The organism is Burkholderia sp. WAC0059 (assembly GCF_002870125.1).
Classification (GTDB): Bacteria; Pseudomonadota; Gammaproteobacteria; order Burkholderiales; family Burkholderiaceae; genus Paraburkholderia.
This window is the reverse complement of the sequence record NZ_PNEO01000017.1, coordinates 14,049-37,046: the sequence shown is the minus strand read 5'-3', so window position 1 is coordinate 37,046 and position 22,998 is coordinate 14,049. Positions and strand designations below refer to the sequence as shown.

Genomic DNA, 22,998 nt, shown 5'->3' with positions numbered 1-22,998 from the left:
ACATGAAAGTTTTCTATGACAAGGACGCCGACCTCTCTCTCATCAAGGGCAAGCAGGTCACCATCATCGGTTACGGTTCGCAGGGCCACGCGCACGCGCTGAACCTGAAAGAAAGCGGCGTGAAGGTCACCGTCGGCCTGCGCCGCGGCGGCGCATCGTGGAGCAAGGCCGAGAATGCCGGTCTGACGGTCAAGGAAGTCGCGGAAGCGGTGAAGGGCGCCGACGTCGTGATGCTGCTCCTGCCCGACGAACAGATCGCCGAGGTCTACGCGAAGGAAGTGCAGGCCAACATCAAGCAGGGCGCGGCGCTCGCGTTCGCGCACGGCTTCAACGTGCACTACGGCCAGGTGATCCCGCGCGCCGATCTCGACGTCATCATGATCGCGCCGAAGGCGCCGGGCCACACAGTGCGCAGCACCTACGCGCAGGGCGGCGGCGTGCCCCACCTGATCGCGGTCGCGCAGGACAAGTCGGGCGCGGCGCGCGACATCGCGCTCTCGTACGCGGCGGCCAACGGCGGTGGCCGTGCCGGCATCATCGAGACGAACTTCCGCGAAGAAACCGAGACCGACCTGTTCGGCGAGCAGGCCGTGCTGTGCGGCGGCACCGTCGACCTGATCAAGGCCGGGTTCGAAACGCTGGTCGAAGCGGGCTATGCGCCGGAAATGGCGTACTTCGAGTGCCTGCACGAGCTGAAGCTGATTGTCGACCTGATCTACGAAGGCGGCATCGCGAACATGAACTACTCGATCTCGAACAACGCCGAATATGGCGAATACGTGACGGGTCCGCGCGTCATCACCGAAGAGACGAAGAAAGTGATGAAGGAAGTCCTCAAGGACATCCAGACCGGCGAGTACGCGAAGAGCTTCATCCTCGAAAACCGCGCGGGCGCGCCGACGCTGCAATCGCGCCGCCGCCTGACGGCCGACCACCAGATCGAACAGGTCGGCGCGAAGCTGCGCGCGATGATGCCGTGGATCGCGAAGAACAAGCTCGTCGACCAGTCGAAGAACTGAGGCCGGCACACCGTGCCGACGGCGCCTGGCCCGCGTTCGCCGCGGGCCGTTCGGTGCGCCGTGTCGCATGACAGAAGCCGCCCAGGCGTGATGAACCCTGGGCGGCTTTTGCTATCCTACGGTTTTACAAGAATACCCAAATCACCATGAATTACCCTCATCCGATCATCGCGCGCGAAGGCTGGCCGTTCATCGCCATTGCGGCCGTCGTGGCGCTGTTGATCCATGCCGTCGCGGGGTTGGGTCTTGCCTGGCCGTTCTGGCTGCTCCTGATTTTCGTCGTGCAGTTCTTCCGCGATCCGCCGCGTCCCATTCCGCAGCAGGCCAACGCGGTGCTCTGCCCGGCCGACGGCCGCATCGTGGCGGTGGAAACGACGAGGGATCCGTATGCCGATCGCGAGGCGCTGAAGATCAGCGTGTTCATGAACGTGTTCAACGTCCACTCGCAGCGCTCGCCCGTGGACGGCGTCGTCTCGAAGGTCGAGTATTTTCCGGGCGCCTATCTGAACGCGTCGCTCGAGAAGGCCTCGCTCGAAAACGAGCGCAACGCGCTCGTCATCACGACGACGGGCGGCGCCACGGTCACGTCGGTGCAGATCGCCGGGCTCGTCGCGCGCCGCATCCTCTGCTACGTGCGCTCGGGCGAGCCGCTTTCGCGCGGGCAGCGCTACGGCTTCATCCGTTTCGGGTCGCGCGTCGACGTGTATCTGCCCGTTGGCAGCCGGCCGCGCGTGTCGATCGGAGAGAAGGTCTCCGCATCGTCGACGATCCTCGCTGAGCTGTAACCCGGTACAGGAGGTATTTCGATGGCCGGCCTGAAATCGCGTCGTCCCCGTAGTCCCGCCGGCGCTCAACTGCCGCGGCCGTTCCGGCGCAACAAGTCCGTCGTGCAGGAGGCGGTGGCCGTCGACGCGAGTCGCCGCGCGGTCCGCCAGCAGTTTCTCAAGCGGCGCGGCATCTATCTGCTGCCCAACGCGTTCACGACCGCCGCGCTCTTCTGCGGCTTCTTCGCCGTCGTACAGGCGATGAACGTGCGCTTCGAGATTGCCGCGATCGCGATTTTCGTCGCGATGGTGCTCGACGGCATGGACGGCCGCGTCGCGCGCATGACGCATACGCAGAGCGCGTTCGGCGAGCAGTTCGACAGCCTTTCCGACATGGTGTCGTTCGGCGTCGCGCCCGCGCTCGTGATGTACGAATGGGTGCTCAAGGACCTCGGCCGCTGGGGCTGGCTCGCGGCGTTCGTCTATTGCTCGGGCGCGGCGCTGCGGCTCGCGCGCTTCAACACGAACATCGGCGTCGTGGACAAGCGTTTCTTCCAGGGGCTGCCGAGCCCGGCCGCGGCGGCGCTCATTTCGGGCTTCGTCTGGCTCGCGACCGACAACCGCGTGCCCGTCAGGCTGGTCTGGCTGCCGTGGGTCGCGTTCGTGCTGACCATCTATGCGGGCGTCACGATGGTGTCGAACGCGCCGTTCTACAGCGGTAAGGCGCTCGACGTGCGCCATCGCGTGCCGTTCGCGGCGATCCTGCTCGTCGTGGTGGCCTTCGTGCTGGTGTCCTCCGATCCGCCGCTGATGCTGTTTGGGCTGTTCGTGCTGTACGGGCTGTCGGGCTACGTGTTCTGGGCTTACCAGGTGCTGCGCGGACGCGGCAACCCGGCGCGGACCTCGCCGCGAGAGCGGTAGGTGCGGCGCGGCCGGTGCACGCCGTCGTTGCGGTGGCGCGCGCCGGGTTCCCCGGCGCGGAGCGCCCCCGATTGCGCGTTCGGCCGAATCCCGCTATATTCGCCGGCATGGTGACTTTCACGCTCTCCCTCCTTCTCCCGCAAGCCGGCGCGCCGCTACGCGTGCTAGCGCTAGCGCGCCTGCCGCGCTGACCGTTTTCGCCCTCCGCGTCTGCCTCGTTCGTTGTTCAGCGTCGCCAGCGGTGGCGCGAATACCCGAATTCCGTTGGTATCTTCCCGACATTGAACGAGTCCCCCTGGAGACCAGAAATGGCAGACAAACTGATCATTTTCGACACGACGCTGCGTGACGGCGAACAATCGCCCGGCGCGTCGATGACGAAGGAAGAAAAAATCCGCATCGCGAAGCAGCTCGAACGGCTGCGCGTCGACGTGATCGAGGCGGGCTTCGCGGCCAGCTCGAACGGCGACTTCGACGCCATCCAGACGATCGCCTCGCAGATCAGGGAAAGCACGGTCTGCTCGCTTGCCCGCGCGAACGACAAGGACATCCAGCGGGCCGCCGACGCGCTCAAGCCGGCCGCACGCTCGCGGATCCACACGTTCATCGCGACCTCGCCGCTGCACATGGAGAAGAAGCTGCGCATGACGCCGGACCAGGTGTTCGAGCAGGCGAAGCTCGCGGTGCGCTTCGCGCGCCAGTTCACCGACGACGTCGAGTTCTCGCCCGAGGACGGCAGCCGCTCGGACATCGACTTTCTGTGCCGCGTGCTCGAGGCCGTGATCGCCGAAGGCGCGACCACGATCAACATCGCCGACACGGTCGGCTACGGCGTGCCCGAGCTCTACGGCAACCTCGTGAAGACGCTGCGCGAGCGCATTCCGAACTCGGACAAGGCCGTCTTCTCGGTGCACTGTCACAACGACCTCGGCATGGCGGTCGCCAATTCGCTGGCCGGCGTGCAGATCGGCGGCGCACGCCAGGTGGAGTGCACGATCAACGGTCTCGGCGAGCGCGCGGGCAACACGTCGCTCGAGGAAATCGTGATGGCCGTGAAGACGCGCAAGGACTATTTCGGTCTCGAACTCGGCATCGACGCGACGCAGATCGTGTCGGCCTCGAAGCTCGTCTCGCAGATCACCGGCTTCGTCGTGCAGCCGAACAAGGCAGTGGTCGGCGCCAACGCGTTCGCGCACGCGTCGGGCATCCACCAGGACGGCGTGCTGAAGGCGCGCGACACCTATGAAATCATGCGCGCGGAAGACGTGGGCTGGACCGCGAACAAGATCGTGCTCGGCAAGCTGTCGGGGCGAAACGCGTTCAAGCAGCGTCTCCAGGAACTCGGCATCACGCTCGACAGCGAGCACGACCTGAACAACGCGTTCGCGCGCTTCAAGGAACTGGCCGACCGCAAGGCGGAGATTTTCGACGAGGACATCATCGCCATCGTCGGCGAAGAGTCGGCCGAGGCGCAGGATCACGAGCACTACAAGTTCGTGTCGCTCGCACAGCATTCGGAGACCGGCGAACGTCCGCACGCGCGGATCGTGTTCTCGGTGGCGGGCCGGGAAGTGACGGGCGAGGCGGCCGGCAACGGGCCCGTCGATGCGACGCTGAACGCGATCGAAACCGAGGTGGGCAGCGGCTCCGAGCTGCTGCTCTACTCGGTGAACGCGATCACGACGGGCACCCAGGCGCAGGGCGAGGTGACGGTGCGGCTCTCGAAGGCCGGGCGCATCGTGAACGGCGTCGGCACCGATCCGGACATCGTCGCGGCATCGGCGAAGGCGTACATCTCGGCGTTGAACAAGCTCCATTCGAACGCCGACAAGCTCAATCCGCAACGTCCGTAATCGCGCCGGCGAGGCCCGCCGCGCTATGCCGCGGGCAGGCCTCGCCGGGTTCCGCGTCATACCAGCCCCGGGTCCGGGCAGACGCGGAGTCGGGCTCGGGGCCTGGCTTTATGCCGGCGTTAACCGGGCCGTTCAGCGCAGGTTGCGGTCTTCCTGGTCGTGCAGCGGGTCCGGCGTCTTCTGCGTGATGCGCAGGATGCCGTTCTCGTCGAAGTAGAAGCTGTAGAGCATGTACCAGATGCCGGCTTCCTCGTACCGGTAGGTCCAGACGTCGCGGTGCATCAGCGGGAAGTAGGACGTTTCCTCGGGGCGGCCGAAGTTCACGAGCACGTCGGTGCGCGTCCACTTGCCGATATCGGCACGGTAGAACTCGTTCGGCTGCAGCACCTGGCGCACGTTGATCACCTTGCCGGCCGCGTCGATGTCGGCCGCGACCGTGGTCTCGCCCATCGGCTGCGTCGGCCACATCAGGCGCCGGCCGCCGTCGGGCAGGTCGTAGGTTTCGTGCGGCGGGCCGAAGCGGGCGACGACCGCCGAAGCGTCGTCGCCGGCGTGGAACTCCTGCCATGGCTGGGCGCAGCCCGTGAGCGCCAGCGTGGCGGCGCAGGCCAGCAGGGCCGCGCAGGTCTTCGTGCCGCGGCGCACGGACAGCGAGCGCAGGGCGCGGGCGGCGGCGGATAAGCGGGTCATGAATGCTCCTGAAGGCGAGAATCCGGCGGGCGCCGTCATGGTTGGCCCCCATTTTGACACGGCCGGCGCCAAACGCCCACGCAATGCTGCCGGCGGACGGGCCGGGCGGCTTCCGGAGCCGGGCTTACGCCCCTGTTCGCGGCCCTCGCGCCCTGTGCTACAATGCGCGTCTTGTCGTAACCCACGGCACGGCCTTTCTTCCGTGACCGCCTGTCGATTCAAAGGAAACTTAAATGTCCGTAGCAGATATCAAGAAGTCCGACGTCGTCGCGCAATTCGCGCGTGGCACCAACGATACGGGTTCGCCCGAAGTCCAGGTGGCGTTGCTGACGTCCCGCATCAACGAACTGACCGTTCACTTCAAGTCCCACGCGAAGGATCACCACAGCCGCCGCGGCCTGCTGCGCATGGTGAGCCGCCGCCGCAAGCTGCTCGACTACCTGAAGGGCAAGGACGCTGATCGTTACCGCTCGCTGATCGAGAAACTGGGTCTGCGCAAGTAACCGGACGGTCGTCTCAACAAGATGCCTGTGTCAGTCAATCACTGATGCAGGCATTTTGTTTTTGAACGGTGCGCTTCATGTGGTGCGCGCCGGGCATGCAGTACGCAGGCTGGCCGGATTTCGGGGCAGAGCTTTGTGTCATTCCAGCGGGTCGTCGAAACGGGGCGATCCTCTGGAATGGCATAACACTCCTCTTCCCGCGACGTCCGGTCACGACCGGCCGTGCCGCCCCGGCGGGGCACGGCGTGACAATCAATGAACGAGAATGAAGGAGTGACCATGTCCATGTTCAACAAAGTCGTGAAGGAATTCAAATGGGGCCAGCACACGGTGCGGCTCGAGACGGGTGAGATCGCCCGTCAGGCGGGTGGCGCCGTGCTCGTCGACGTCGAGGACACCGTCGTGCTCGCGACCGTCGTCGGCGCGAAGACGGCCAAGCCCGGCCAGGATTTCTTCCCGCTTACCGTCGACTACATCGAGAAGACCTACTCGGCCGGCAAGATCCCGGGCGGCTTCTTCCGCCGCGAAGGCCGTCCGTCCGAAGGCGAGACGCTGATCTCGCGCCTCATCGACCGTCCGCTGCGCCCGCTCTTCCCGGAAGGCTTCTATAACGAAGTGCAGGTCGTCGTGCACGTGCTGTCGATCAACCCGGATATCCCGGCCGACATCCCCGCGCTGATCGGCGCGTCGGCCGCGCTCGCCGTGTCGGGCCTGCCGTTCAACGGTCCCGTGGGCGCCGCGCGCGTCGCCTACATCGACAACGAGTACGTGCTCAATCCGACGCGCGCGCAGATCAAGGCGTCGCGTCTTGACCTCGTCGTCGCCGGCACGGAGCGCGCGGTGCTGATGGTGGAATCGGAAGCGGACCAGTTGCCCGAGGACGTGATGCTCGGCGCCGTGGTGTTCGGTCACGCGCAGATGCAGACCGCGATCGACGCGATCCACGAACTCGTGCGCGAGGGCGGCAAGCCCGAGTGGGACTGGCAGCCGGCGCCGAAGGACGAGGCGCTGATCGCGCGCATCACCGACATCGCCTACAACGAACTGCTTGCCGCCTACCAACTGCGCGACAAGCAGGCCCGCTCGACGAAGCTCAAGGAAGTCTACTCGACGACGTCCGCGAAGCTCGAAGCCGAAGCGGCGACGGCGGGCACCACGGCCGCCGACAAGGCGACCGTCGGCAACGTGCTGTTCGACCTCGAGGCGAAGATCGTCCGTTCGCAGATCCTGAACGGCGAGCCGCGCATCGACGGCCGCGACACGCGCACCGTGCGTCCGATCGAGATTCGCACGGGCGTGCTGCCGCGCACGCACGGCTCCGCGCTCTTCACGCGCGGCGAGACGCAGGCGCTCGTCGTCGCGACGCTCGGCACGAAGGGCGACGAGCAGATCATCGACGCGCTCGAAGGCGAATACCGCGACCGCTTCATGCTCCACTACAACATGCCGCCGTTCGCGACCGGCGAAACGGGCCGCGTCGGCTCGCCGAAGCGCCGCGAGATCGGCCATGGCCGCCTCGCCAAGCGCGCGCTCGTCGCGTGCCTGCCCGGCGCCGACGAATTCGGCTACTCGATCCGCGTCGTATCGGAAATCACCGAGTCGAACGGTTCGTCGTCGATGGCGTCGGTCTGCGGCGGCTGTCTCGCGCTGATGGACGCCGGCGTGCCGATGAAGGCGCACGTCGCGGGCATCGCGATGGGCCTGATCCTCGACGGCAACAAGTTCGCCGTGCTGACCGACATCCTCGGCGACGAGGATCACCTCGGCGATATGGACTTCAAGGTGGCCGGCACGGCTGACGGCGTGACGGCGCTGCAAATGGACATCAAGATCCAGGGCATCACGAAGGAAATCATGCAGGTCGCGCTCGAGCAGGCGAAGGAAGGCCGCCTGCATATTCTCGGCAAGATGAAGGGCGCGGTGTCGGGCGCGAGCACGGAGCTGTCGGCGTTCGCTCCGCGCATGATCACCATCAAGATCAACCCGGAGAAGATCCGCGACGTGATCGGCAAGGGCGGTTCGGTGATCCGCGCGCTGACCGAGGAAACCGGCACGACCATCGACATTTCCGACGACGGCGTCGTGACGATCGCGAGCACGTCGAGCGAAGGGATGGCCGAGGCGAAGAAGCGCATCGAGAACATCACGGCCGATGTCGAGGTGGGCCAGGTCTACGAGGGCACGGTGCTCAAGCTGCTGGACTTCGGCGCGATCGTGAACCTGCTGCCGGGCAAGGACGGCCTGCTGCACATCTCGGAAATCGTGAACGAGCGCATCAAGGACATCAACGACTACCTGAAGGAAGGCCAGCAGGTGAAGGTGAAGGTCATCCAGACGGACGAGAAGGGTCGTGTGCGTCTGTCCGCCAAGGCGTTGCTGAACGAGGCGGCCGGCGGTGAAGGCGGCGCCCCGCAGGGCGAGCCGACGCCGCAGCAGTAACGTGGCAGGCACGACGGCCGGCAACGCGAGACGCGTGCCGGCCGTTTTTCATGGAGGATGGATTGCGTTGCGCGTGCCGAAGGCGGGCGCAACGCAATCCGGACTTGGGGAGGCGCGGATGAGAGCGATCGAGATTACCGAATTCGGCGCGCCCGAGGTGCTGGCGCTGGCCGAGCGGCCGACACCCGAACCGAAGGCGGGCGAGGTGCTGATCCGGGTGGCGGCCGCAGGCGTCAACCGGCCCGACGTGTTTCAGCGCAAGGGCGCGTATGCGCCGCCGCCGGGCATCTCCGATCTGCCGGGGCTCGAGGTGGCGGGCGAGATCGTCGGCGGCGCGCTCGACGCGAAGCACAATCCGTTCGGTCTTGAGCTCGGCGATCGTGTCTGTGCGCTGATCGCGGGCGGCGGCTACGCCGAATACGTCGCTGCGCCGCTCGCGCAGTGCCTGCCTGTGCCGAAAGGGCTGTCCGACGTCGAGGCGGCGTCGCTGCCCGAGACTTTTTTCACGGTCTGGAGCAACGTGTTCGACCGTGCGCAACTCGGTGCGGGCGAGGGCGGGGCGAACGAGACGCTGCTCGTGCAGGGCGGCTCGAGCGGAATCGGCGTGACGGCGATCCAGATCGCGCACGCGCTGGGCTTTCGCGTGTTCGCGACCGCGGGCTCCGAAGAAAAGTGCCGCGCGTGCGAGGCGCTCGGCGCGGAGCGCGCGATCGACTATCGCCGCGAGGATTTCGTCGAGGTCGTGAAGGCGCTGACGAACGACCGAGGCGTCGACGTGATTCTCGACATGGTCGGCGGCAACTACGTGCCGCGCGAACTGTCGGCGCTCGCCGATGGCGGCCGTCTCGTGCTGATTGCGATGCTGGGCGGGTCGAAGGCCGAGGTGAGCCTGAACCAGATCATGCGCCGCCGGCTGACGATCACGGGTTCGACGCTGCGTGCGCGGCCTGTCGAGTTCAAGGCGAAGATCGCGGCGCAGTTGAAGGCGCGCGTCTGGCCGCTGCTTGAAGAGGGCCGCATCCGGCCCGTCGTGTTTCGCGTGTTTCCGGCCGCGCAGGCCGCCGAGGCGCACGCGTTGATGGAGAGCAGCGCCCACATCGGCAAGATCGTGCTGGACTGGGGCGCAACCGGCGCTTAAGCGCTTGATGCGCGAGCGTTTTTGCCGGGTCGGTTTGACCGGGCCGGACTCGCCGCGGTAAAATTGCGCGTTTTGCTCCCGTTTTTAAAACCGCGACTCTGCGAATCGGAACAATGTCGAAACAACGAGCCAAACTGGTAGTCGGAAACTGGAAAATGCACGGCCGTCTTGCGGAGAACGCCGCGTTGCTGCGGGCCGTTGCCGACGGCAGCCGGGCGTTGCCGGCCGACGTGCGGGTCGGCGTGTGCGTGCCGTATCCGTATTTGCCGCAGGCGCAGGCGCTGCTGGCGGAAAGCCTTGTCGCGTGGGGAGCGCAGGACGTTTCGGCCCATGAGCAAGGAGCCTACACCGGTGAAGTGGCCGCCGCGATGGTGGCCGACTTCGGCGCGGCGCTGGCGATCGTGGGCCACTCCGAGCGGCGCGCCGGGCACGCCGAGAGCTCCGGGCTGGTTGCGATCAAGACGCAGCGCGCGCTGGCGGCGGGCCTCACGCCGATCGTCTGCGTCGGCGAAACGCTCGAACAGCGCGAGTCGGGCTCGACCGATGTGGTCGTAGCCGGGCAGCTCGACGCGGTGCTGGCTTCTCTGTCGCCGGAGCAGGCGGCGCGCATCGTCGTGGCTTACGAGCCGGTCTGGGCGATCGGCACGGGCCGCAGCGCGACGGCGGAGCAGGCGCAGCAGGTGCACGCGCTGCTACGCGCGCGTCTCGCGGGCAAGGGCGCCGGCGTGGCGGACGTGCCGTTGCTTTATGGCGGCAGCGTAAAGCCGGATAATGCGGCGGAGCTCTTCGGTCAGGCCGATATCGACGGCGGGCTGATCGGCGGCGCTTCGCTCAAGAGCGCGGATTTTCTTGCGATTTGCAATGCCGCGGCGCAAGCCGGGCGCGCGACGAAATAAATCCGGCCGCGGGCCGGCGTCGTGCAGGCGACCTTCGGGTCGCGCTTAACAGGAATTCAGGTGAGTGTGATGCTGTATTTGAAGACGTTGATTATCGTAGTCCAGTTGCTGTCGGCTCTCGGGGTGATCGGCCTCGTGTTGCTGCAGCACGGCAAGGGCGCCGACATGGGGGCCGCGTTCGGCAGCGGTGCATCGGGCAGCCTGTTCGGCGCAAGCGGTTCGGCCAACTTCCTTTCGCGCTCGACCGCCATTCTGGCAACAGTGTTTTTCGCATCGACGCTCGCTTTGACCTACCTCGGCTCGTATCATTCGAAGCCATCGGCCGGCGTGCTGGGCTCGCTGGCATCGGCGCCCGTCGTGGCGGCTTCGTCGGCCGGCGCCGCGTCGACGCCTGCTGCAGGTGCTTCGACCGTCGCACCGGCCTCGGGCGCAGGCGCGGACGTGCCGAAATAAATTTGGGAGCGCACGTTATTGTGCGTTGAACAATCCGATGGATCGGGTTAGAATTCAAGTCTTGAAGCGATTCGCGGGTGTTTTAACGAACTGTTTCCCGGATTGCATACAGTAGTGCCGACGTGGTGAAATTGGTAGACACGCTATCTTGAGGGGGTAGTGGCGAAAGCTGTGCGAGTTCGAGTCTCGCCGTCGGCACCAATGATTCGATATGCCAGCCGCTTGCTTCGCTTCGGCTGGCATTTTTGCTTCTGGCGCCGTGCATCGGGGTTGTTCGCAGCGCGAAGTATTGAAGTGATTCCCGCGGAGCGCGAGCGTTCCTGCGGAGCCCGGAACCAACCGATAGAGGATAGTCTTGAACCTCGCAGCCTATTTCCCCGTCTTGCTGTTCCTCATCGTGGGTGTTGGTCTGGGCATAGCGCTGGTCAGCATCGGCAGAATCCTCGGTCCCAATCGCCCCTACGGCGAAAAGAATTCACCTTACGAGTGCGGCTTCGAGGCGTTCGAAGACGCGCGCATGAAGTTCGACGTGCGCTACTATCTCGTCGCCATTCTCTTCATCATTTTCGATCTTGAAACCGCCTTCCTGTTTCCGTGGGGTGTCGCCCTGCGCAGCATCGGTTGGCCCGGCTTCTTGGCAATGATGGTTTTCCTGCTCGAATTTCTGCTGGGCTTTGCCTATATCTGGAAGAAAGGTGGCCTCGACTGGGAATGACGGGTCAATCGCCGGTTAGCATGGGCGGCGCCGTCTGCCGTCCGTCTGGAGTGGAAAGCACATGAGTATCGAAGGGGTCTTGAAGGAAGGGTTTGTCACCACCACGGCCGACAAACTGATCAACTGGACGCGCACAGGGTCGCTCTGGCCCATGACGTTCGGCCTTGCATGCTGTGCTGTCGAGATGATGCACGCGGGCGCCGCCCGCTACGACCTCGACCGTTTCGGCGTGGTGTTTCGTCCGAGCCCGCGCCAGTCCGACGTGATGATCGTCGCCGGAACGCTGTGCAACAAGATGGCGCCCGCGCTGCGCAAGGTGTATGACCAGATGGCCGAGCCGCGCTGGGTGATCTCGATGGGGTCGTGCGCGAACGGGGGCGGTTACTACCACTACTCGTACTCGGTCGTGCGCGGCTGCGATCGCATCGTGCCCGTCGACGTCTACGTGCCCGGTTGTCCGCCCACAGCGGAGGCCCTGGTCTACGGGGTGATCCAGCTACAGGCGAAGATCCGCCGAACCAGCACCATCGCCCGTCAATAAGGCCACAGCGTTCCCCACAATATGGCAAGCAAACTCGAGACCCTGAAAGCGAACCTCGAAGCGGTGTTCGGCGAGCGCCTCACGAGCCTAACGGAATCTCTCGGCGATTTGACGATTGTCGTCAAATCGGGCGAATTTCTCAAGATTGCAGGCGAGCTGCGCGACAATCCGTCGCTGCGTTTCGAGCAGCTAAGCGACCTGTGCGGTATCGACTACCAGACCTACGGCGACGGTGCCTACGAGGGGCCGCGTTTTGCTGCGGTGCTGCATCTGCTGTCGATCACGCACAACTGGCGCCTGCGCGTGCGCGTGTTCGCGCCCGACGACGACGTGCCGATCATCCCGTCGGTCGTCGACGTCTGGAGTTCGGCGAACTGGTACGAGCGCGAGGCGTTCGACCTGTTCGGCATCGTGTTCGAGGGCCATCCGGACCTGCGGCGGATCCTGACCGACTACGGGTTCATCGGCCATCCGTTCCGCAAGGACTTTCCGATTTCGGGCTACGTCGAGATGCGCTACGACCCGGAGCAAAAGCGTGTTGTCTACCAGCCGGTGACGATCGAGCCCAGAGAGATTACGCCTCGCGTCATCCGGGAAGATCGGTACGGCGGTCTGAAACACTGAGAGGGTCGCATGTCAGAGATCAAAAACTACACGCTCAATTTCGGACCGCAGCACCCGGCCGCGCACGGCGTGCTGCGCCTCGTGCTCGAACTCGACGGCGAAGTGATCCAGCGCGCCGATCCGCACATCGGCCTGCTGCACCGCGGCACCGAAAAGCTGGCCGAGAACAAGACGTTCATTCAGTCCGTGCCGTACATGGACCGGCTCGACTACGTGTCGATGATGGTCAACGAGCACGGCTACGTGCTCGCCATCGAAAAGCTGCTCGGCATCGACGTGCCCATCCGCGCGAAATACATCCGCGTGCTGTTCGACGAGATCACGCGGGTGCTGAACCACCTCATGTGGATCGGTTCGCACGGGCTCGACGTCGGCGCGATGGCCGTGTTCCTCTACGCGTTCCGCGAGCGCGAAGACCTGATGGACATCTACGAGGCGGTCTCGGGCGCGCGCATGCACGCAGCCTACTACCGTCCGGGCGGCGTCTATCGCGACCTGCCTGACGCAATGCCGCAATACAAGGCGTCGAAGATTCACAACGAGAAGGCGCTCGCGAAGATGAACGAGGCGCGCCAGGGCTCGGTACTCGACTTCATCGACGACTTCTTCACGCGTTTTCCGGGCTGCGTCGACGAATACGAGACGCTGCTCACCGACAACCGGATCTGGAAGCAACGGCTCGTGGGCATCGGCGTGGTGAGTCCCGAGCGCGCGCTGCAGTTGGGTCTGACGGGCGCGATGTTGCGCGGCTCGGGCGTCGAATGGGATCTGCGCAAGAAGCAGCCGTACGAGGTGTACGACCAGGTCGATTTCGACATCCCGGTCGGCGTGAACGGCGACTGCTACGACCGCTATCTCGTGCGCATCGAGGAGATGCGCCAGTCCACGCGGATCGCGAAGCAGTGCATCGAATGGCTGCGCAAGAATCCGGGGCCGGTGATGGTCGCCAACCACAAGGTGGTGCCGCCCTCGCGCGTGAACATGAAGTCGAACATGGAAGAGCTGATTCACCACTTCAAGCTCTTCACCGAAGGCTTTCACGTGCCCGAAGGCGAAACCTACGCGGCCGTCGAGCATCCGAAGGGCGAGTTCGGCATCTATCTCGTGTCGGACGGCGCGAACAAGCCGTACCGGCTCAAGATTCGCGCGCCGGGCTATGCGCACCTGTCGGCGCTCGACGAAATGGCGCGGGGTCACATGATTGCCGATGCGGTGACCATCATCGGCACGCAGGACATCGTGTTCGGGGAAATCGACCGCTAGGCGGCACCGGCTGGAACAGGGCGCGTCGGGGCGCGTCGCGCATTGCACGGAACGCCACGTCTGTCGCGGCATGCAGCATGCGGCAGGTTTTCGTTCAGCAGGAATTGAAAGAGTCGTGTCTGAAAATGATCTCAGCTGAAGGCCTGAAAGAAATTGATCGCGCGATCGCGAAGTATCCCGTCGATCAGAAACAGTCCGCCGTGATGACGGCGTTGGCCGTGGCCCAGGAGGAGCACGGCTGGCTCTCGCCCGAGCTCATGCAGTTCGTCGCCAGCTATCTGGGCATGCCGGACGTCGCGGTGCAGGAGGTGGCGACCTTCTATACGATGTACGAGACGCGGCCGGTCGGCAAACACAAGATTACGCTCTGCACGAATCTGCCCTGCCAATTGGGCCCGCACGGCGGCGCCGAAAGCACGGCCGCATATCTGAAGCAGAAGCTCGGCATCGACTTCGGCGAGACGACGCCCGACGGCCGCTTCACCCTGAAAGAGGGCGAGTGCATGGGGGCCTGCGGCGACGCGCCCGTGCTGCTCGTGAACAATCACCGCATGTGCAGTTTCATGAGCCGCGAAAAGATCGACCAGCTGCTCGAGGAGCTTTCGAAATGACAGCCCTGCACGATCGTCACATCAAACCGCTGATTCTGGCCGGCCTGAACGGCGAGAACTGGCATCTCGAAGACTACGTCGCGCGCGGCGGCTACAAGCAGCTGCGCCGCATCGTCGAGGAAAAGATTCCGCCCGAGCAGGTCATCGCCGACGTCAAGGCGTCGGGGTTGCGCGGCCGCGGCGGCGCGGGTTTTCCGACCGGTCTCAAGTGGAGCTTCATGCCTCGCCAGTTTCCGGGGCAGAAGTACCTCATCTGCAATTCGGACGAAGGCGAGCCCGGCACGTTCAAGGATCGCGATATCCTGCGCCTGAATCCCCACGCGCTGATCGAGGGGATGACGATCGGCGCCTACGCGATGGGCATCACGGCCGGCTACAACTATATCCACGGCGAAATCTGGGAAGTCTACAGGCGCTTCGAGGCGGCACTCGACGAAGCGCGCGCCGCCGGCCTGCTCGGCCGGAACATTCTCGGCACCGACTTTTCGTTCGAGCTCAACGCGCACCACGGCTACGGCGCCTACATCTGCGGCGAGGAAACCGCGCTGCTCGAATCGCTCGAGGGCAAGAAGGGCCAGCCGCGCTTCAAGCCGCCGTTCCCGGCCAGCTTCGGCGTGTACGGCAAGCCGACCACGATCAACAACGCTGAGACGTTCGCGGCCGTGCCGTTCCTGCTCACGGTCGGCCCGCAGAATTATCTCGAACTCGGTAAGCCGAACAACGGCGGCACGAAGATCTTCTCGGTGTCGGGCGACGTCGAGCTGCCGGGCAACTACGAAGTGCCGCTCGGCACGCCGTTCGCGAAGCTGCTCGAACTGGCCGGCGGCATGCGCGGCGGCGTGAAGCTGAAGGCCGTGATTCCGGGCGGTTCTTCCGCGCCGGTGATTCCGGGCGACATGATGATGCAGATCGACATGGACTACGACTCGATCGCGAAGGCGGGTTCGATGCTCGGCTCCGGCGCCGTGATCGTCATGAACGAGACGCGCTGCATGGTGCGCTCGCTGCTGCGCCTGTCGTACTTCTATCACGAGGAATCGTGCGGCCAGTGCTCGCCGTGTCGCGAAGGCACGGGCTGGCTGTACCGCGTGGTCAACCGCATCGAGCACGGGCTCGGGCGCAAGGAAGACCTCGACCTGCTGAACTCGGTCGCCGAGAACATCATGGGCCGCACGATCTGCGCGCTCGGCGACGCGGCGGCCATGCCGGTGCGCGGCATGCTCAAGCACTACTGGGACGAATTCGAATATCACGTGACCAACAAGCGTTGTCTCGTCGACGCTCCCGCCGGCGCGCATGCCGCGGCGGAAACGGTGGCCGCGTAACCGCCGGTTCCGGCCTCGCGCGGGAATCGCGAATCACGGGGCAGGCACCGCGCAACCCATCGCGCAGTCGCGCGATGGGTCGGGGGCGAACGGTTGGGCGGTAACAGGTTAAGGATGATTGACCATCATGGTTGAACTTGAAATAGACGGCAAGAAGGTCGAGGTGCCCGAAGGCAGCATGGTGATCCAGGCTGCGCACAAGGTCGATACGTACATTCCTCACTTCTGCTATCACAAAAAGCTGTCCATCGCGGCCAACTGCCGTATGTGCCTCGTCGACGTCGAGAAGATGCCGAAGGCCGTGCCGGCCTGCGCGACGCCCGTGTCGGCCGGCATGATCGTGCGCACGTCGTCCGAGAAGGCGGTGAAGGGCCAGCAAGCCGTGATGGAGTTCCTGCTGATCAATCACCCGCTCGACTGCCCGATCTGCGATCAGGGCGGCGAATGCCAGTTGCAGGATCTGGCCGTCGGCTACGGCAAGTCGGCCTCGCGCTACAACGAGGAAAAGCGCGTCGTGTTCCACAAGAGCGTCGGCCCGCTGATCTCCATGGAAGAGATGTCGCGCTGCATCCACTGTACGCGCTGCGTGCGTTTCGGCGAGGAAATCGCCGGCGTGATGGAGTTCGGCATGCTGGGCCGCGGCGAGCATTCGGAAATCACGACGTTCGTCGGCAAGACCGTCGACTCCGAGCTCTCGGGCAACATGATCGACCTGTGCCCGGTCGGCGCGCTCACGAGCAAGCCGTTCCGCTTCAGCGCGCGGACCTGGGAGCTGTCGCGCCGCAAGTCGGTGAGCCCGCACGACTCGGTCGGCGCGAACCTCGTCGTGCAGGTGAAGAACAATCGTGTGATGCGCGTGCTGCCGTTCGAGAACGAGGAGATCAACGAATGCTGGATCTCGGATAAGGACCGTTTCTCGTACGAAGGCCTCAACAGCGCGGAGCGCCTCACGAAGCCGATGCTCAAGCAGGGCGGCGAGTGGATCGAGACGGACTGGCAAACGGCGCTCGATTACGTCGTGAAGGGCATCAAGGGCATCGGCCAGCAGCACGGCGAGAATGCGATCGGCGCGCTCGCGAGCCCGCACAGCACCGTCGAAGAACTGTTTCTGTTCAAGCAGTTCGCCAACGCGATCGGCACGCCGAACGTCGATTTCCGGCTGCGCCAGAGCGACTTCCGGGCAACCCCGGCCGGCGCACCGTGGCTCGGAGCGAAGATCGCCGATCTCTCGGCGACCGATGCCGCGCTCGTCGTCGGCTCGTTCCTGCGCCGCGACCATCCGCTCTTCGCCGCGCGTCTGCGCCAGGCGGCCAAGGGCGGCGCCGCGCTGACGCTGCTGCAGGCGAGCGACGACAACGCATTGATTCCGTCCGCACAGCGTCTCGTCGCTGCGCCGTCGGCCTGGTTCGACGAGCTGGCGGCGATCGCCGCCGCCGTGGCCGAATCGAAGGGCGTGGCACTGCCCGACGCGTTCGCGTCGGCCCAGGCCACGGAAGCCGCGAAGCAGGTGGCCGCCTCGCTCGAAAGCGGCGAACGCCGTTTCGTGCTGCTGGGCAACAGCGCCGTCCAGCATCCGGACTTTTCGAGCTTGCATGCGGCCGCGCAATGGATCGCCGAAACGACGGGCGCGACGCTGGGCTTCCTGACCGAGGCGGCGAACACCGTCGGCGCATGGCTCGCGGGCGTCGTGCCGGGCCGCGACGGACTGAACGCGCGCGAGATGTTCGAGCAGCCGCGCAAGGGTTATCTGCTGCTCAACGTCGAGCCGGAATTCGACACGGCGAACCCGGCCGCGGCGCGTGCCGCGCTCTCCCAGGCGGAAATGGTCGTCGTGCTCTCGCCGTACCGTACCGGGCTCGACTACGCCGACGTGTTGCTGCCGATCGCGCCGTTCACGGAAACGTCGGGCACGTTCGTCAACGCGGAAGCGACGGTGCAGACGTTCAACGGCGTCGTGCGGCCGCTCGGCGAGACGCGGCCCGCGTGGAAGGTGCTGCGCGTGCTGGGCACGCTGGTCGGCGCGCCCGATTTCTCGTTCGAGACGGCGGAAGAAGTGCGCAACAAGGCGCTCGGCTACGGCAGCCTCGAAGGGCGCCTGTCCAACGTCGCGGGCGTTGCGCTCGCGCGGGGCAACGCCGCGGCGAAAGCGTCGGACGGCCGCTTCGAACGCGTCGCGGACGTGCCGATCTATCACGCCGATCCGATCGTGCGGCGCGCGGGCGCGCTGCATCTGACGGTGGCGGCGCGCGCGGCCCATACGGTCGGACTGCCGGCCGGTCTTTTCGATGTGCTCGGTCTGAAGGACGGCGACGCCGTGCGCGTGAGCCAGGGCGATCTGACGGTGACGGCGCCGGCCGCGCGCGATGCGGGGCTGGCGCCGACGGTGGTGCGGGTGTCGGCGGCCACGCCTGCCGGCGCGGCGCTCGGCGGCCTGTTCGGTGAACTGCGGGTGGAGAAGGCGTAAATGAGCTTGTTCGATTCGATCAATGCAGGCGGCAGCCAGTTGCTCGGCGTGGCGTGGCCCACCGTCTGGGCGCTGGTGCGCATTCTCGTGGTCTCGGTGGCGGTCCTGCTGTGCGTGGCGTACCTGATCCTCTGGGAGCGCAAGCTGATCGGCTGGATGCACGTGCGGCTCGGCCCGAACCGCGTCGGCCCGGCCGGCCTGCTGCAGCCGATCGCCGACGTGCTGAAGCTGCTGCTCAAGGAGGTGATCCAGCCGACCCAGGCAAGCCGCTGGATCTACATGGTCGCGCCGATCATGGTGGTCGTGCCGGCGTTCGCCGTGTGGGCCGTGATCCCGTTCCAGGCGGGCGCGGTGCTCGGCAACATCAACGCCGGGCTGCTGTACGTGATGGCGATCTCGTCGATCGGCGTGTACGGCGTGATTCTCGCCGGCTGGGCGTCGAACTCGAAGTACGCGTTCCTCGGCGCGATGCGCGCGGCAGCGCAGATGGTGTCGTACGAAATCGCGATGGGCTTCGCGCTCGTCGTCGTGCTGATGGTCTCGGGCAGCCTGAACCTCTCGGACATCGTCGCTTCGCAGGAGCGCGGCATCTTCGCGAGCTGGGGGCTGAACTTCCTGTCCTGGAACTGGCTGCCGCTTTTGCCGATGTTCGTCGTCTACTTCGTCTCGGGCATCGCCGAAACGAACCGCCATCCGTTCGACGTGGTGGAAGGCGAGTCTGAGATCGTCGCCGGTCACATGATCGATTACTCGGGCATGGCGTTCGCGCTCTTCTTCCTCGCCGAGTACATCAACATGATCGTGATCTCGGCGCTGGCGGCGACGCTCTTCCTCGGCGGCTGGAGCGCGCCGTTCGGCTTCCTGTCGTTCGTGCCGGGCGTCGTCTGGCTGCTCGTGAAAGTGTTCTTCCTGCTGTCGGTGTTCATCTGGGCGCGCGCGACGTTCCCGCGTTATCGCTACGACCAGATCATGCGCCTCGGCTGGAAGGTGTTCATACCTGTCTGTGTGGTGTGGCTGGTGCTGGTCGGCTTCTGGATCATGTCGCCGCTGAACATCTGGAAATAAGGGGCGTAAGGGAATGAACGCAATCCAGAATTTCTTCAAGACGTTTTTTCTGACCGAGCTGCTCAAGGGGCTCGCGCTGACGGGGCGTTATACGTTCAAGCGCAAGGTCACGGTGCAGTTCCCCGAAGAAAAAACCCCGATGTCGCCGCGCTTTCGCGGGCTGCACGCGTTGCGCCGCTACGAGAACGGCGAGGAGCGCTGCATCGCCTGCAAGCTCTGCGAGGCCGTGTGCCCCGCGCTCGCGATCACGATCGAGTCGCAGAAGCGCGCCGACAACACGCGCCGCACGACGCGCTACGACATCGACCTGACCAAGTGCATCTTCTGCGGTTTCTGCGAAGAGAGCTGCCCGGTCGATTCGATCGTCGAGACGCACATCCTCGAGTATCACGGCGAGAAGCGCGGCGACCTGTATTTCACGAAGGAAATGCTGCTGGCCGTCGGCGATCGCTACGAAGTGCAGATCGCGGCGAATAAGGCGGCGGATGCCCCGTATCGCTGATTTTCGGTTTGACGCCGCATGGGCCCGCGGTCCGGGCCGGCTGCGGGGGAAGGGGAGGCCGCAGTCCGACTGTCAGGGCGTGGCGAGCCTGTACCGGGGCACGCCGCGCAACGGCCTCACGATGGCCTAACGATGAACTGGTAACCATGGAATTCACGACCGTACTGTTCTACATCTTCGCGCTGCTTCTGACGCTGTCGGGGCTGAAGGTGATCACGTCGCGCAACCCCGTCACGGCTGCGCTCTTCCTCGTGCTCGCGTTCTTCAACGCCGCGGCGATCTGGATGCTGCTCGAGGCGGAGTTCCTCGCCATCCTGCTCGTGCTCGTCTACGTGGGCGCGGTGATGGTGCTGTTCCTGTTCGTCGTGATGATGCTCGATATCAACGTCGACATCCTGCGGCGCGACTTCAGGCGCTTCGTGCCGATGGCGAGCGTGGTTGGCGCGATCATCGTGGTCGAGACGGCCCTGATCCTCTGGCACGGCTACGGCGCGACCACCTCCCCCGTGCGCGACGCGACGGCCGGCGCCGCGCCGTCCGCGGCGATCTCGAACACGCAGTTGATCGGCCGCATCATCTACACGAATTACATCTTCGCATTCGAAGTCGCCGGCCTCGTGCTGCTCGTGGCGATCATCGCGGCGATCGGCCTGACGGTGCGCGAGCCCAAGGATCGCAAGCGTCAGTCCGTGTCGAAGCAGGTCAGGGTGCGCCGCGAGGATCGCGTGCGCATCGTGAAGATGCCGACCGAAAAGCCCGCGCCGGAAGAACCGGTGACGGCGGACGGAGCAGCACAAACGGCGCCCGGCGGCAACGGCTGAGCGAAGGAGAAGAACCCATGTTGACCCTTGCCCACTACCTTGTGCTCGGCGCGATCCTGTTTGCCATTTCGATCGTCGGCATCTTCCTGAACCGTCGCAACGTCATCATTATCCTGATGGCGATCGAATTGATGCTGCTGGCGGTCAATACCAATTTCGTCGCGTTCTCGCATTACCTCGGCGATGTGCATGGCCAGATTTTCGTGTTCTTCGTGTTGACCGTCGCCGCAGCGGAAGCGGCGATCGGCCTGGCGATTCTGGTGACCCTGTTCCGCAACCTCGATACGATCAACGTCGAGGATCTCGATCAGCTCAAGGGCTAATTTCAGGGGAGACTGAATGATGTCAACGACACTCAACGAAAACATGCTGGTGGCGATACCGCTCGCCCCGCTGGTCGGCTCCCTGATCGCCGGGCTGTTCGGCAAGACCGTGGGCCGCGTCGGCGCGCACACGGTCACGATCCTCGGCGTGGCGATCTCGTTCGTGCTTTCCGTCATCGTGCTCGTCGACGTGCTCGGCGGCGCCAGCTTCAACTCGACCGTCTACGAGTGGATGTCGGTGGGCGGCCTGAAGTTCGAGATCGGTTTCCTCGTCGACTCGCTGACCGCGCTGATGATGTGCGTCGTGACCTTCGTGTCGCTGATGGTGCACATCTACACGATCGGTTACATGGCCGACGAAGACGGCTATCAGCGATTCTTCTCGTACATCGCGCTCTTCACGTTCTCGATGCTGATGCTCGTGATGAGCAACAACTTCCTGCAACTGTTCTTCGGCTGGGAAGCGGTGGGGCTCGTCTCGTACCTGCTGATCGGTTTCTACTTCCAGCGGCAAAGCGCGATCTACGCCAACCTGAAGGCGTTCATCGTGAACCGCGTCGGCGACTTCGGCTTCCTGCTCGGCATCGGCCTGCTGCTCGCCTACGCCGGCTCGCTGGACTACACCGACGTGTTCGCGAAGAGCCACGAGCTGGCCGGGCTGACGTTCCCCGGCACGCAATGGGGCCTCCTGACGGTGGCCTGCATCTGTCTCTTCATCGGCGCGATGGGCAAATCGGCGCAGTTTCCGCTGCACGTCTGGTTGCCCGACTCGATGGAAGGCCCGACGCCGATCTCGGCGCTGATCCACGCGGCGACGATGGTGACGGCCGGCGTCTTCATGGTGGCGCGCATGTCGCCGCTCTTCGAACTCTCCGATGCGGCGCTGTCGTTCATCACCGTGATCGGCGCCATCACCGCGCTGTTCATGGGCTTCCTCGGCGTCGTGCAGAACGACATCAAGCGCGTGATCGCCTATTCGACGCTCTCGCAGCTCGGTTACATGACGGTCGCGCTCGGCGTGTCGGTCTATCCGGTCGCGATCTTCCACCTGATGACGCACGCGTTCTTCAAGGCGCTGCTGTTTCTCGGCGCGGGCTCGGTCATCATCGGCATGCACCACGACCAGGACATGCGCAACATGGGCGGCCTGCGCAAGTACATGCCGATCACCTGGATCACGACGCTCGTCGGCGCGCTGGCGCTGATCGGCACGCCGTTCTTCTCGGGCTTCTACTCGAAGGACTCGATCATCGACGCGGTCCGGCTTTCGACACTGCCGGGTTCGGGCTTCGCGTCTTTCGCCGTGGTGGCGAGCGTGTTCGTGACGGCGCTCTACTCGTTCCGCATGTACTTCCTCGTGTTCCACGGCGAGGAGCGCTTCCGCAAGCCGAAGCATCCGGAGTCGCCGATGGGCGCCGAGGCGGCCAGCCATCACGTTCATGACGAGGCGCATCAAGTCCACGTTCCGCACGAGTCGCCGTGGGTCGTCTGGGTGCCGCTCGTGCTGCTGGCGATTCCGTCCGTCGTGATCGGCGCGATCGCCATCGGTCCGCTGCTGTACGGCAACTTCTTCCAGAGCGGCGTGGTGTTCGACAAGGTCATCTTCATCGGCGCGAACCATCCGGCACTGGCCGACATGGCCGGCGAATTCCACGGCTGGAGCGCGATGGGCCTGCAGTCGGTGGAAAGCCTGCCGGTCTGGCTGGCGCTGGCCGGCGTCGTCGTGGCCTGGTTCCTGTATCTGAAGCGTCCGGAGCTGCCGGCTTCGATCCGGAAGACGTTCTCCCCGATCTACAAGCTGCTGGTCAACGCCTACTACATCGACAAGTTCAACGACGTGGTGTTCGCGCGCGGCGCGGTGGCGCTCGGCCGTGGCCTCTGGAAGGAGGGCGACGAGGTCGTGATCGACGGCATCGTGAACGGCAGCGCGCGCTTCGTGGGCTGGTTCGCGAGCGTGATCCGCTTCCTGCAGTCCGGTTATATCTACCATTACGCATTCGCGATGATCATCGGGATGCTGGGGCTCCTAACCCTATTTGTCACGCTGAGCGGCAAATAAGGCGGGGGA

Annotated in this window: 22 protein-coding genes and 1 tRNA gene; 22 read left to right on the top strand and 1 reads right to left on the bottom strand. The window is 65.0% G+C overall.

Annotated elements, in window-relative coordinates; all coding sequences use genetic code 11:
- Positions 1–2: 2 nt before the first annotated feature.
- The 4 genes from ilvC (at position 3) to CY652_RS17450 (ending at position 4,557) form a co-directional block, all read left to right on the top strand.
- A complete protein-coding gene (gene ilvC / locus CY652_RS17465) occupies positions 3–1,019 on the top strand; it encodes a ketol-acid reductoisomerase (protein ID WP_102131975.1) in 1,017 nt (338 codons plus the stop codon).
- A gap of 146 nt (positions 1,020–1,165) precedes the next feature.
- Positions 1,166–1,804 carry a phosphatidylserine decarboxylase gene (locus CY652_RS17460; RefSeq protein WP_102131974.1) on the top strand — a complete coding sequence of 213 codons (639 nt, stop codon included), beginning with the start codon at positions 1,166–1,168 and terminating at the stop codon, positions 1,802–1,804.
- A gap of 21 nt (positions 1,805–1,825) precedes the next feature.
- Positions 1,826–2,704 carry a CDP-diacylglycerol--serine O-phosphatidyltransferase gene (gene pssA, locus CY652_RS17455; protein WP_102131973.1) on the top strand — a complete coding sequence of 293 codons (879 nt, stop codon included), beginning with the start codon at positions 1,826–1,828 and terminating at the stop codon, positions 2,702–2,704.
- A gap of 308 nt (positions 2,705–3,012) precedes the next feature.
- Positions 3,013–4,557, top strand: coding sequence for a 2-isopropylmalate synthase (locus tag CY652_RS17450; protein ID WP_102131972.1), 1,545 nt, complete (start codon positions 3,013–3,015; stop codon positions 4,555–4,557).
- Between the two features lie 132 nt (positions 4,558–4,689).
- Here CY652_RS17450 and CY652_RS17445 read toward each other — a convergent pair whose 3' ends face one another.
- The gene (locus tag CY652_RS17445; protein ID WP_258002348.1) at positions 4,690–5,247 is read right to left on the bottom strand and encodes a hypothetical protein; all 558 of its coding nucleotides are present in this window, start codon (positions 5,245–5,247) and stop codon (positions 4,690–4,692) included.
- A gap of 233 nt (positions 5,248–5,480) precedes the next feature.
- Here CY652_RS17445 and rpsO point away from each other — a divergent pair, with 233 nt between their 5' ends.
- From rpsO to nuoL, 18 genes are all read left to right on the top strand, one after another.
- Positions 5,481–5,750, top strand: a complete 270-nt coding sequence (rpsO, locus tag CY652_RS17440; RefSeq protein WP_102131971.1) for a 30S ribosomal protein S15 — start codon at positions 5,481–5,483, stop codon at positions 5,748–5,750.
- Between the two features lie 279 nt (positions 5,751–6,029).
- The gene (gene pnp, locus CY652_RS17435; RefSeq protein WP_102131970.1) at positions 6,030–8,189 is read left to right on the top strand and encodes a polyribonucleotide nucleotidyltransferase; all 2,160 of its coding nucleotides are present in this window, start codon (positions 6,030–6,032) and stop codon (positions 8,187–8,189) included.
- Positions 8,190–8,307: 118 nt separating this feature from the next.
- Entirely contained in the window at positions 8,308–9,327 is a 1,020-nt protein-coding gene (locus CY652_RS17430) for an NAD(P)H-quinone oxidoreductase (RefSeq protein WP_102131969.1), read from the top strand.
- Between the two features lie 113 nt (positions 9,328–9,440).
- Complete coding sequence (gene tpiA / locus CY652_RS17425; protein ID WP_102131968.1) at positions 9,441–10,223, top strand: triose-phosphate isomerase; 783 nt, start codon at positions 9,441–9,443, stop codon at positions 10,221–10,223.
- A gap of 69 nt (positions 10,224–10,292) precedes the next feature.
- Entirely contained in the window at positions 10,293–10,676 is a 384-nt protein-coding gene (gene secG / locus CY652_RS17420) for a preprotein translocase subunit SecG (RefSeq protein WP_102131967.1), read from the top strand.
- 116 nt (positions 10,677–10,792) lie between these two features.
- Positions 10,793–10,877 (top strand) — tRNA-Leu (locus CY652_RS17415).
- Between the two features lie 154 nt (positions 10,878–11,031).
- Positions 11,032–11,391: an NADH-quinone oxidoreductase subunit A gene (locus CY652_RS17410; protein ID WP_102131966.1), complete on the top strand. Its 360-nt coding sequence runs from the start codon at positions 11,032–11,034 to the stop codon at positions 11,389–11,391.
- A 61-nt stretch (positions 11,392–11,452) separates the two neighbouring features.
- Entirely contained in the window at positions 11,453–11,932 is a 480-nt protein-coding gene (locus tag CY652_RS17405; protein WP_027819582.1) for a NuoB/complex I 20 kDa subunit family protein, read from the top strand.
- A 21-nt stretch (positions 11,933–11,953) separates the two neighbouring features.
- Positions 11,954–12,556, top strand: a complete 603-nt coding sequence (locus CY652_RS17400) for an NADH-quinone oxidoreductase subunit C (RefSeq protein WP_102131965.1) — start codon at positions 11,954–11,956, stop codon at positions 12,554–12,556.
- Positions 12,557–12,565: 9 nt separating this feature from the next.
- Positions 12,566–13,819: an NADH-quinone oxidoreductase subunit D gene (locus CY652_RS17395; protein WP_102131964.1), complete on the top strand. Its 1,254-nt coding sequence runs from the start codon at positions 12,566–12,568 to the stop codon at positions 13,817–13,819.
- A 125-nt stretch (positions 13,820–13,944) separates the two neighbouring features.
- Positions 13,945–14,430 (top strand): NADH-quinone oxidoreductase subunit NuoE, encoded by a 486-nt coding sequence (nuoE, locus tag CY652_RS17390; protein WP_102132058.1) that lies wholly within the window; start codon positions 13,945–13,947, stop codon positions 14,428–14,430.
- Entirely contained in the window at positions 14,427–15,755 is a 1,329-nt protein-coding gene (gene nuoF / locus CY652_RS17385) for an NADH-quinone oxidoreductase subunit NuoF (protein WP_102131963.1), read from the top strand. The genes nuoE and nuoF overlap by 4 nt, the downstream gene beginning before the upstream one ends.
- Before the next feature lie 127 nt (positions 15,756–15,882).
- Entirely contained in the window at positions 15,883–18,219 is a 2,337-nt protein-coding gene (nuoG, locus tag CY652_RS17380; protein WP_102131962.1) for an NADH-quinone oxidoreductase subunit NuoG, read from the top strand.
- Positions 18,220–19,284: an NADH-quinone oxidoreductase subunit NuoH gene (gene nuoH / locus CY652_RS17375; RefSeq protein ID WP_102131961.1), complete on the top strand. Its 1,065-nt coding sequence runs from the start codon at positions 18,220–18,222 to the stop codon at positions 19,282–19,284.
- A 13-nt stretch (positions 19,285–19,297) separates the two neighbouring features.
- On the top strand, positions 19,298–19,786 hold the full coding sequence (gene nuoI / locus CY652_RS17370; RefSeq protein WP_102131960.1) for an NADH-quinone oxidoreductase subunit NuoI: 489 nt from the start codon (positions 19,298–19,300) through the stop codon (positions 19,784–19,786).
- 146 nt (positions 19,787–19,932) lie between these two features.
- The gene (locus CY652_RS17365) at positions 19,933–20,607 is read left to right on the top strand and encodes an NADH-quinone oxidoreductase subunit J (protein WP_102131959.1); all 675 of its coding nucleotides are present in this window, start codon (positions 19,933–19,935) and stop codon (positions 20,605–20,607) included.
- 17 nt (positions 20,608–20,624) lie between these two features.
- Complete coding sequence (gene nuoK / locus CY652_RS17360) at positions 20,625–20,930, top strand: NADH-quinone oxidoreductase subunit NuoK (RefSeq protein WP_102131958.1); 306 nt, start codon at positions 20,625–20,627, stop codon at positions 20,928–20,930.
- Between the two features lie 19 nt (positions 20,931–20,949).
- Positions 20,950–22,989 (top strand): NADH-quinone oxidoreductase subunit L, encoded by a 2,040-nt coding sequence (nuoL, locus tag CY652_RS17355; protein WP_102132057.1) that lies wholly within the window; start codon positions 20,950–20,952, stop codon positions 22,987–22,989.
- Positions 22,990–22,998: the final 9 nt, after the last annotated feature.

Coding starts and splice junctions, on each gene's coding strand:
- ilvC (WP_102131975.1), top strand. CDS start 3: ATGAAAGTTTTCTATGACAAGGACGCCGACCTCTCTCTCATCAAGGGC.
- CY652_RS17460 (WP_102131974.1), top strand. CDS start 1,166: ATGAATTACCCTCATCCGATCATCGCGCGCGAAGGCTGGCCGTTCATC.
- pssA (WP_102131973.1), top strand. CDS start 1,826: ATGGCCGGCCTGAAATCGCGTCGTCCCCGTAGTCCCGCCGGCGCTCAA.
- CY652_RS17450 (WP_102131972.1), top strand. CDS start 3,013: ATGGCAGACAAACTGATCATTTTCGACACGACGCTGCGTGACGGCGAA.
- CY652_RS17445 (WP_258002348.1), bottom strand. CDS start 5,247: ATGACCCGCTTATCCGCCGCCGCCCGCGCCCTGCGCTCGCTGTCCGTG.
- rpsO (WP_102131971.1), top strand. CDS start 5,481: ATGTCCGTAGCAGATATCAAGAAGTCCGACGTCGTCGCGCAATTCGCG.
- pnp (WP_102131970.1), top strand. CDS start 6,030: ATGTCCATGTTCAACAAAGTCGTGAAGGAATTCAAATGGGGCCAGCAC.
- CY652_RS17430 (WP_102131969.1), top strand. CDS start 8,308: ATGAGAGCGATCGAGATTACCGAATTCGGCGCGCCCGAGGTGCTGGCG.
- tpiA (WP_102131968.1), top strand. CDS start 9,441: ATGTCGAAACAACGAGCCAAACTGGTAGTCGGAAACTGGAAAATGCAC.
- secG (WP_102131967.1), top strand. CDS start 10,293: ATGCTGTATTTGAAGACGTTGATTATCGTAGTCCAGTTGCTGTCGGCT.
- CY652_RS17405 (WP_027819582.1), top strand. CDS start 11,453: ATGAGTATCGAAGGGGTCTTGAAGGAAGGGTTTGTCACCACCACGGCC.
- CY652_RS17400 (WP_102131965.1), top strand. CDS start 11,954: ATGGCAAGCAAACTCGAGACCCTGAAAGCGAACCTCGAAGCGGTGTTC.
- CY652_RS17395 (WP_102131964.1), top strand. CDS start 12,566: ATGTCAGAGATCAAAAACTACACGCTCAATTTCGGACCGCAGCACCCG.
- nuoE (WP_102132058.1), top strand. CDS start 13,945: ATGATCTCAGCTGAAGGCCTGAAAGAAATTGATCGCGCGATCGCGAAG.
- nuoF (WP_102131963.1), top strand. CDS start 14,427: ATGACAGCCCTGCACGATCGTCACATCAAACCGCTGATTCTGGCCGGC.
- nuoG (WP_102131962.1), top strand. CDS start 15,883: ATGGTTGAACTTGAAATAGACGGCAAGAAGGTCGAGGTGCCCGAAGGC.
- nuoH (WP_102131961.1), top strand. CDS start 18,220: ATGAGCTTGTTCGATTCGATCAATGCAGGCGGCAGCCAGTTGCTCGGC.
- nuoI (WP_102131960.1), top strand. CDS start 19,298: ATGAACGCAATCCAGAATTTCTTCAAGACGTTTTTTCTGACCGAGCTG.
- CY652_RS17365 (WP_102131959.1), top strand. CDS start 19,933: ATGGAATTCACGACCGTACTGTTCTACATCTTCGCGCTGCTTCTGACG.
- nuoK (WP_102131958.1), top strand. CDS start 20,625: ATGTTGACCCTTGCCCACTACCTTGTGCTCGGCGCGATCCTGTTTGCC.
- nuoL (WP_102132057.1), top strand. CDS start 20,950: ATGTCAACGACACTCAACGAAAACATGCTGGTGGCGATACCGCTCGCC.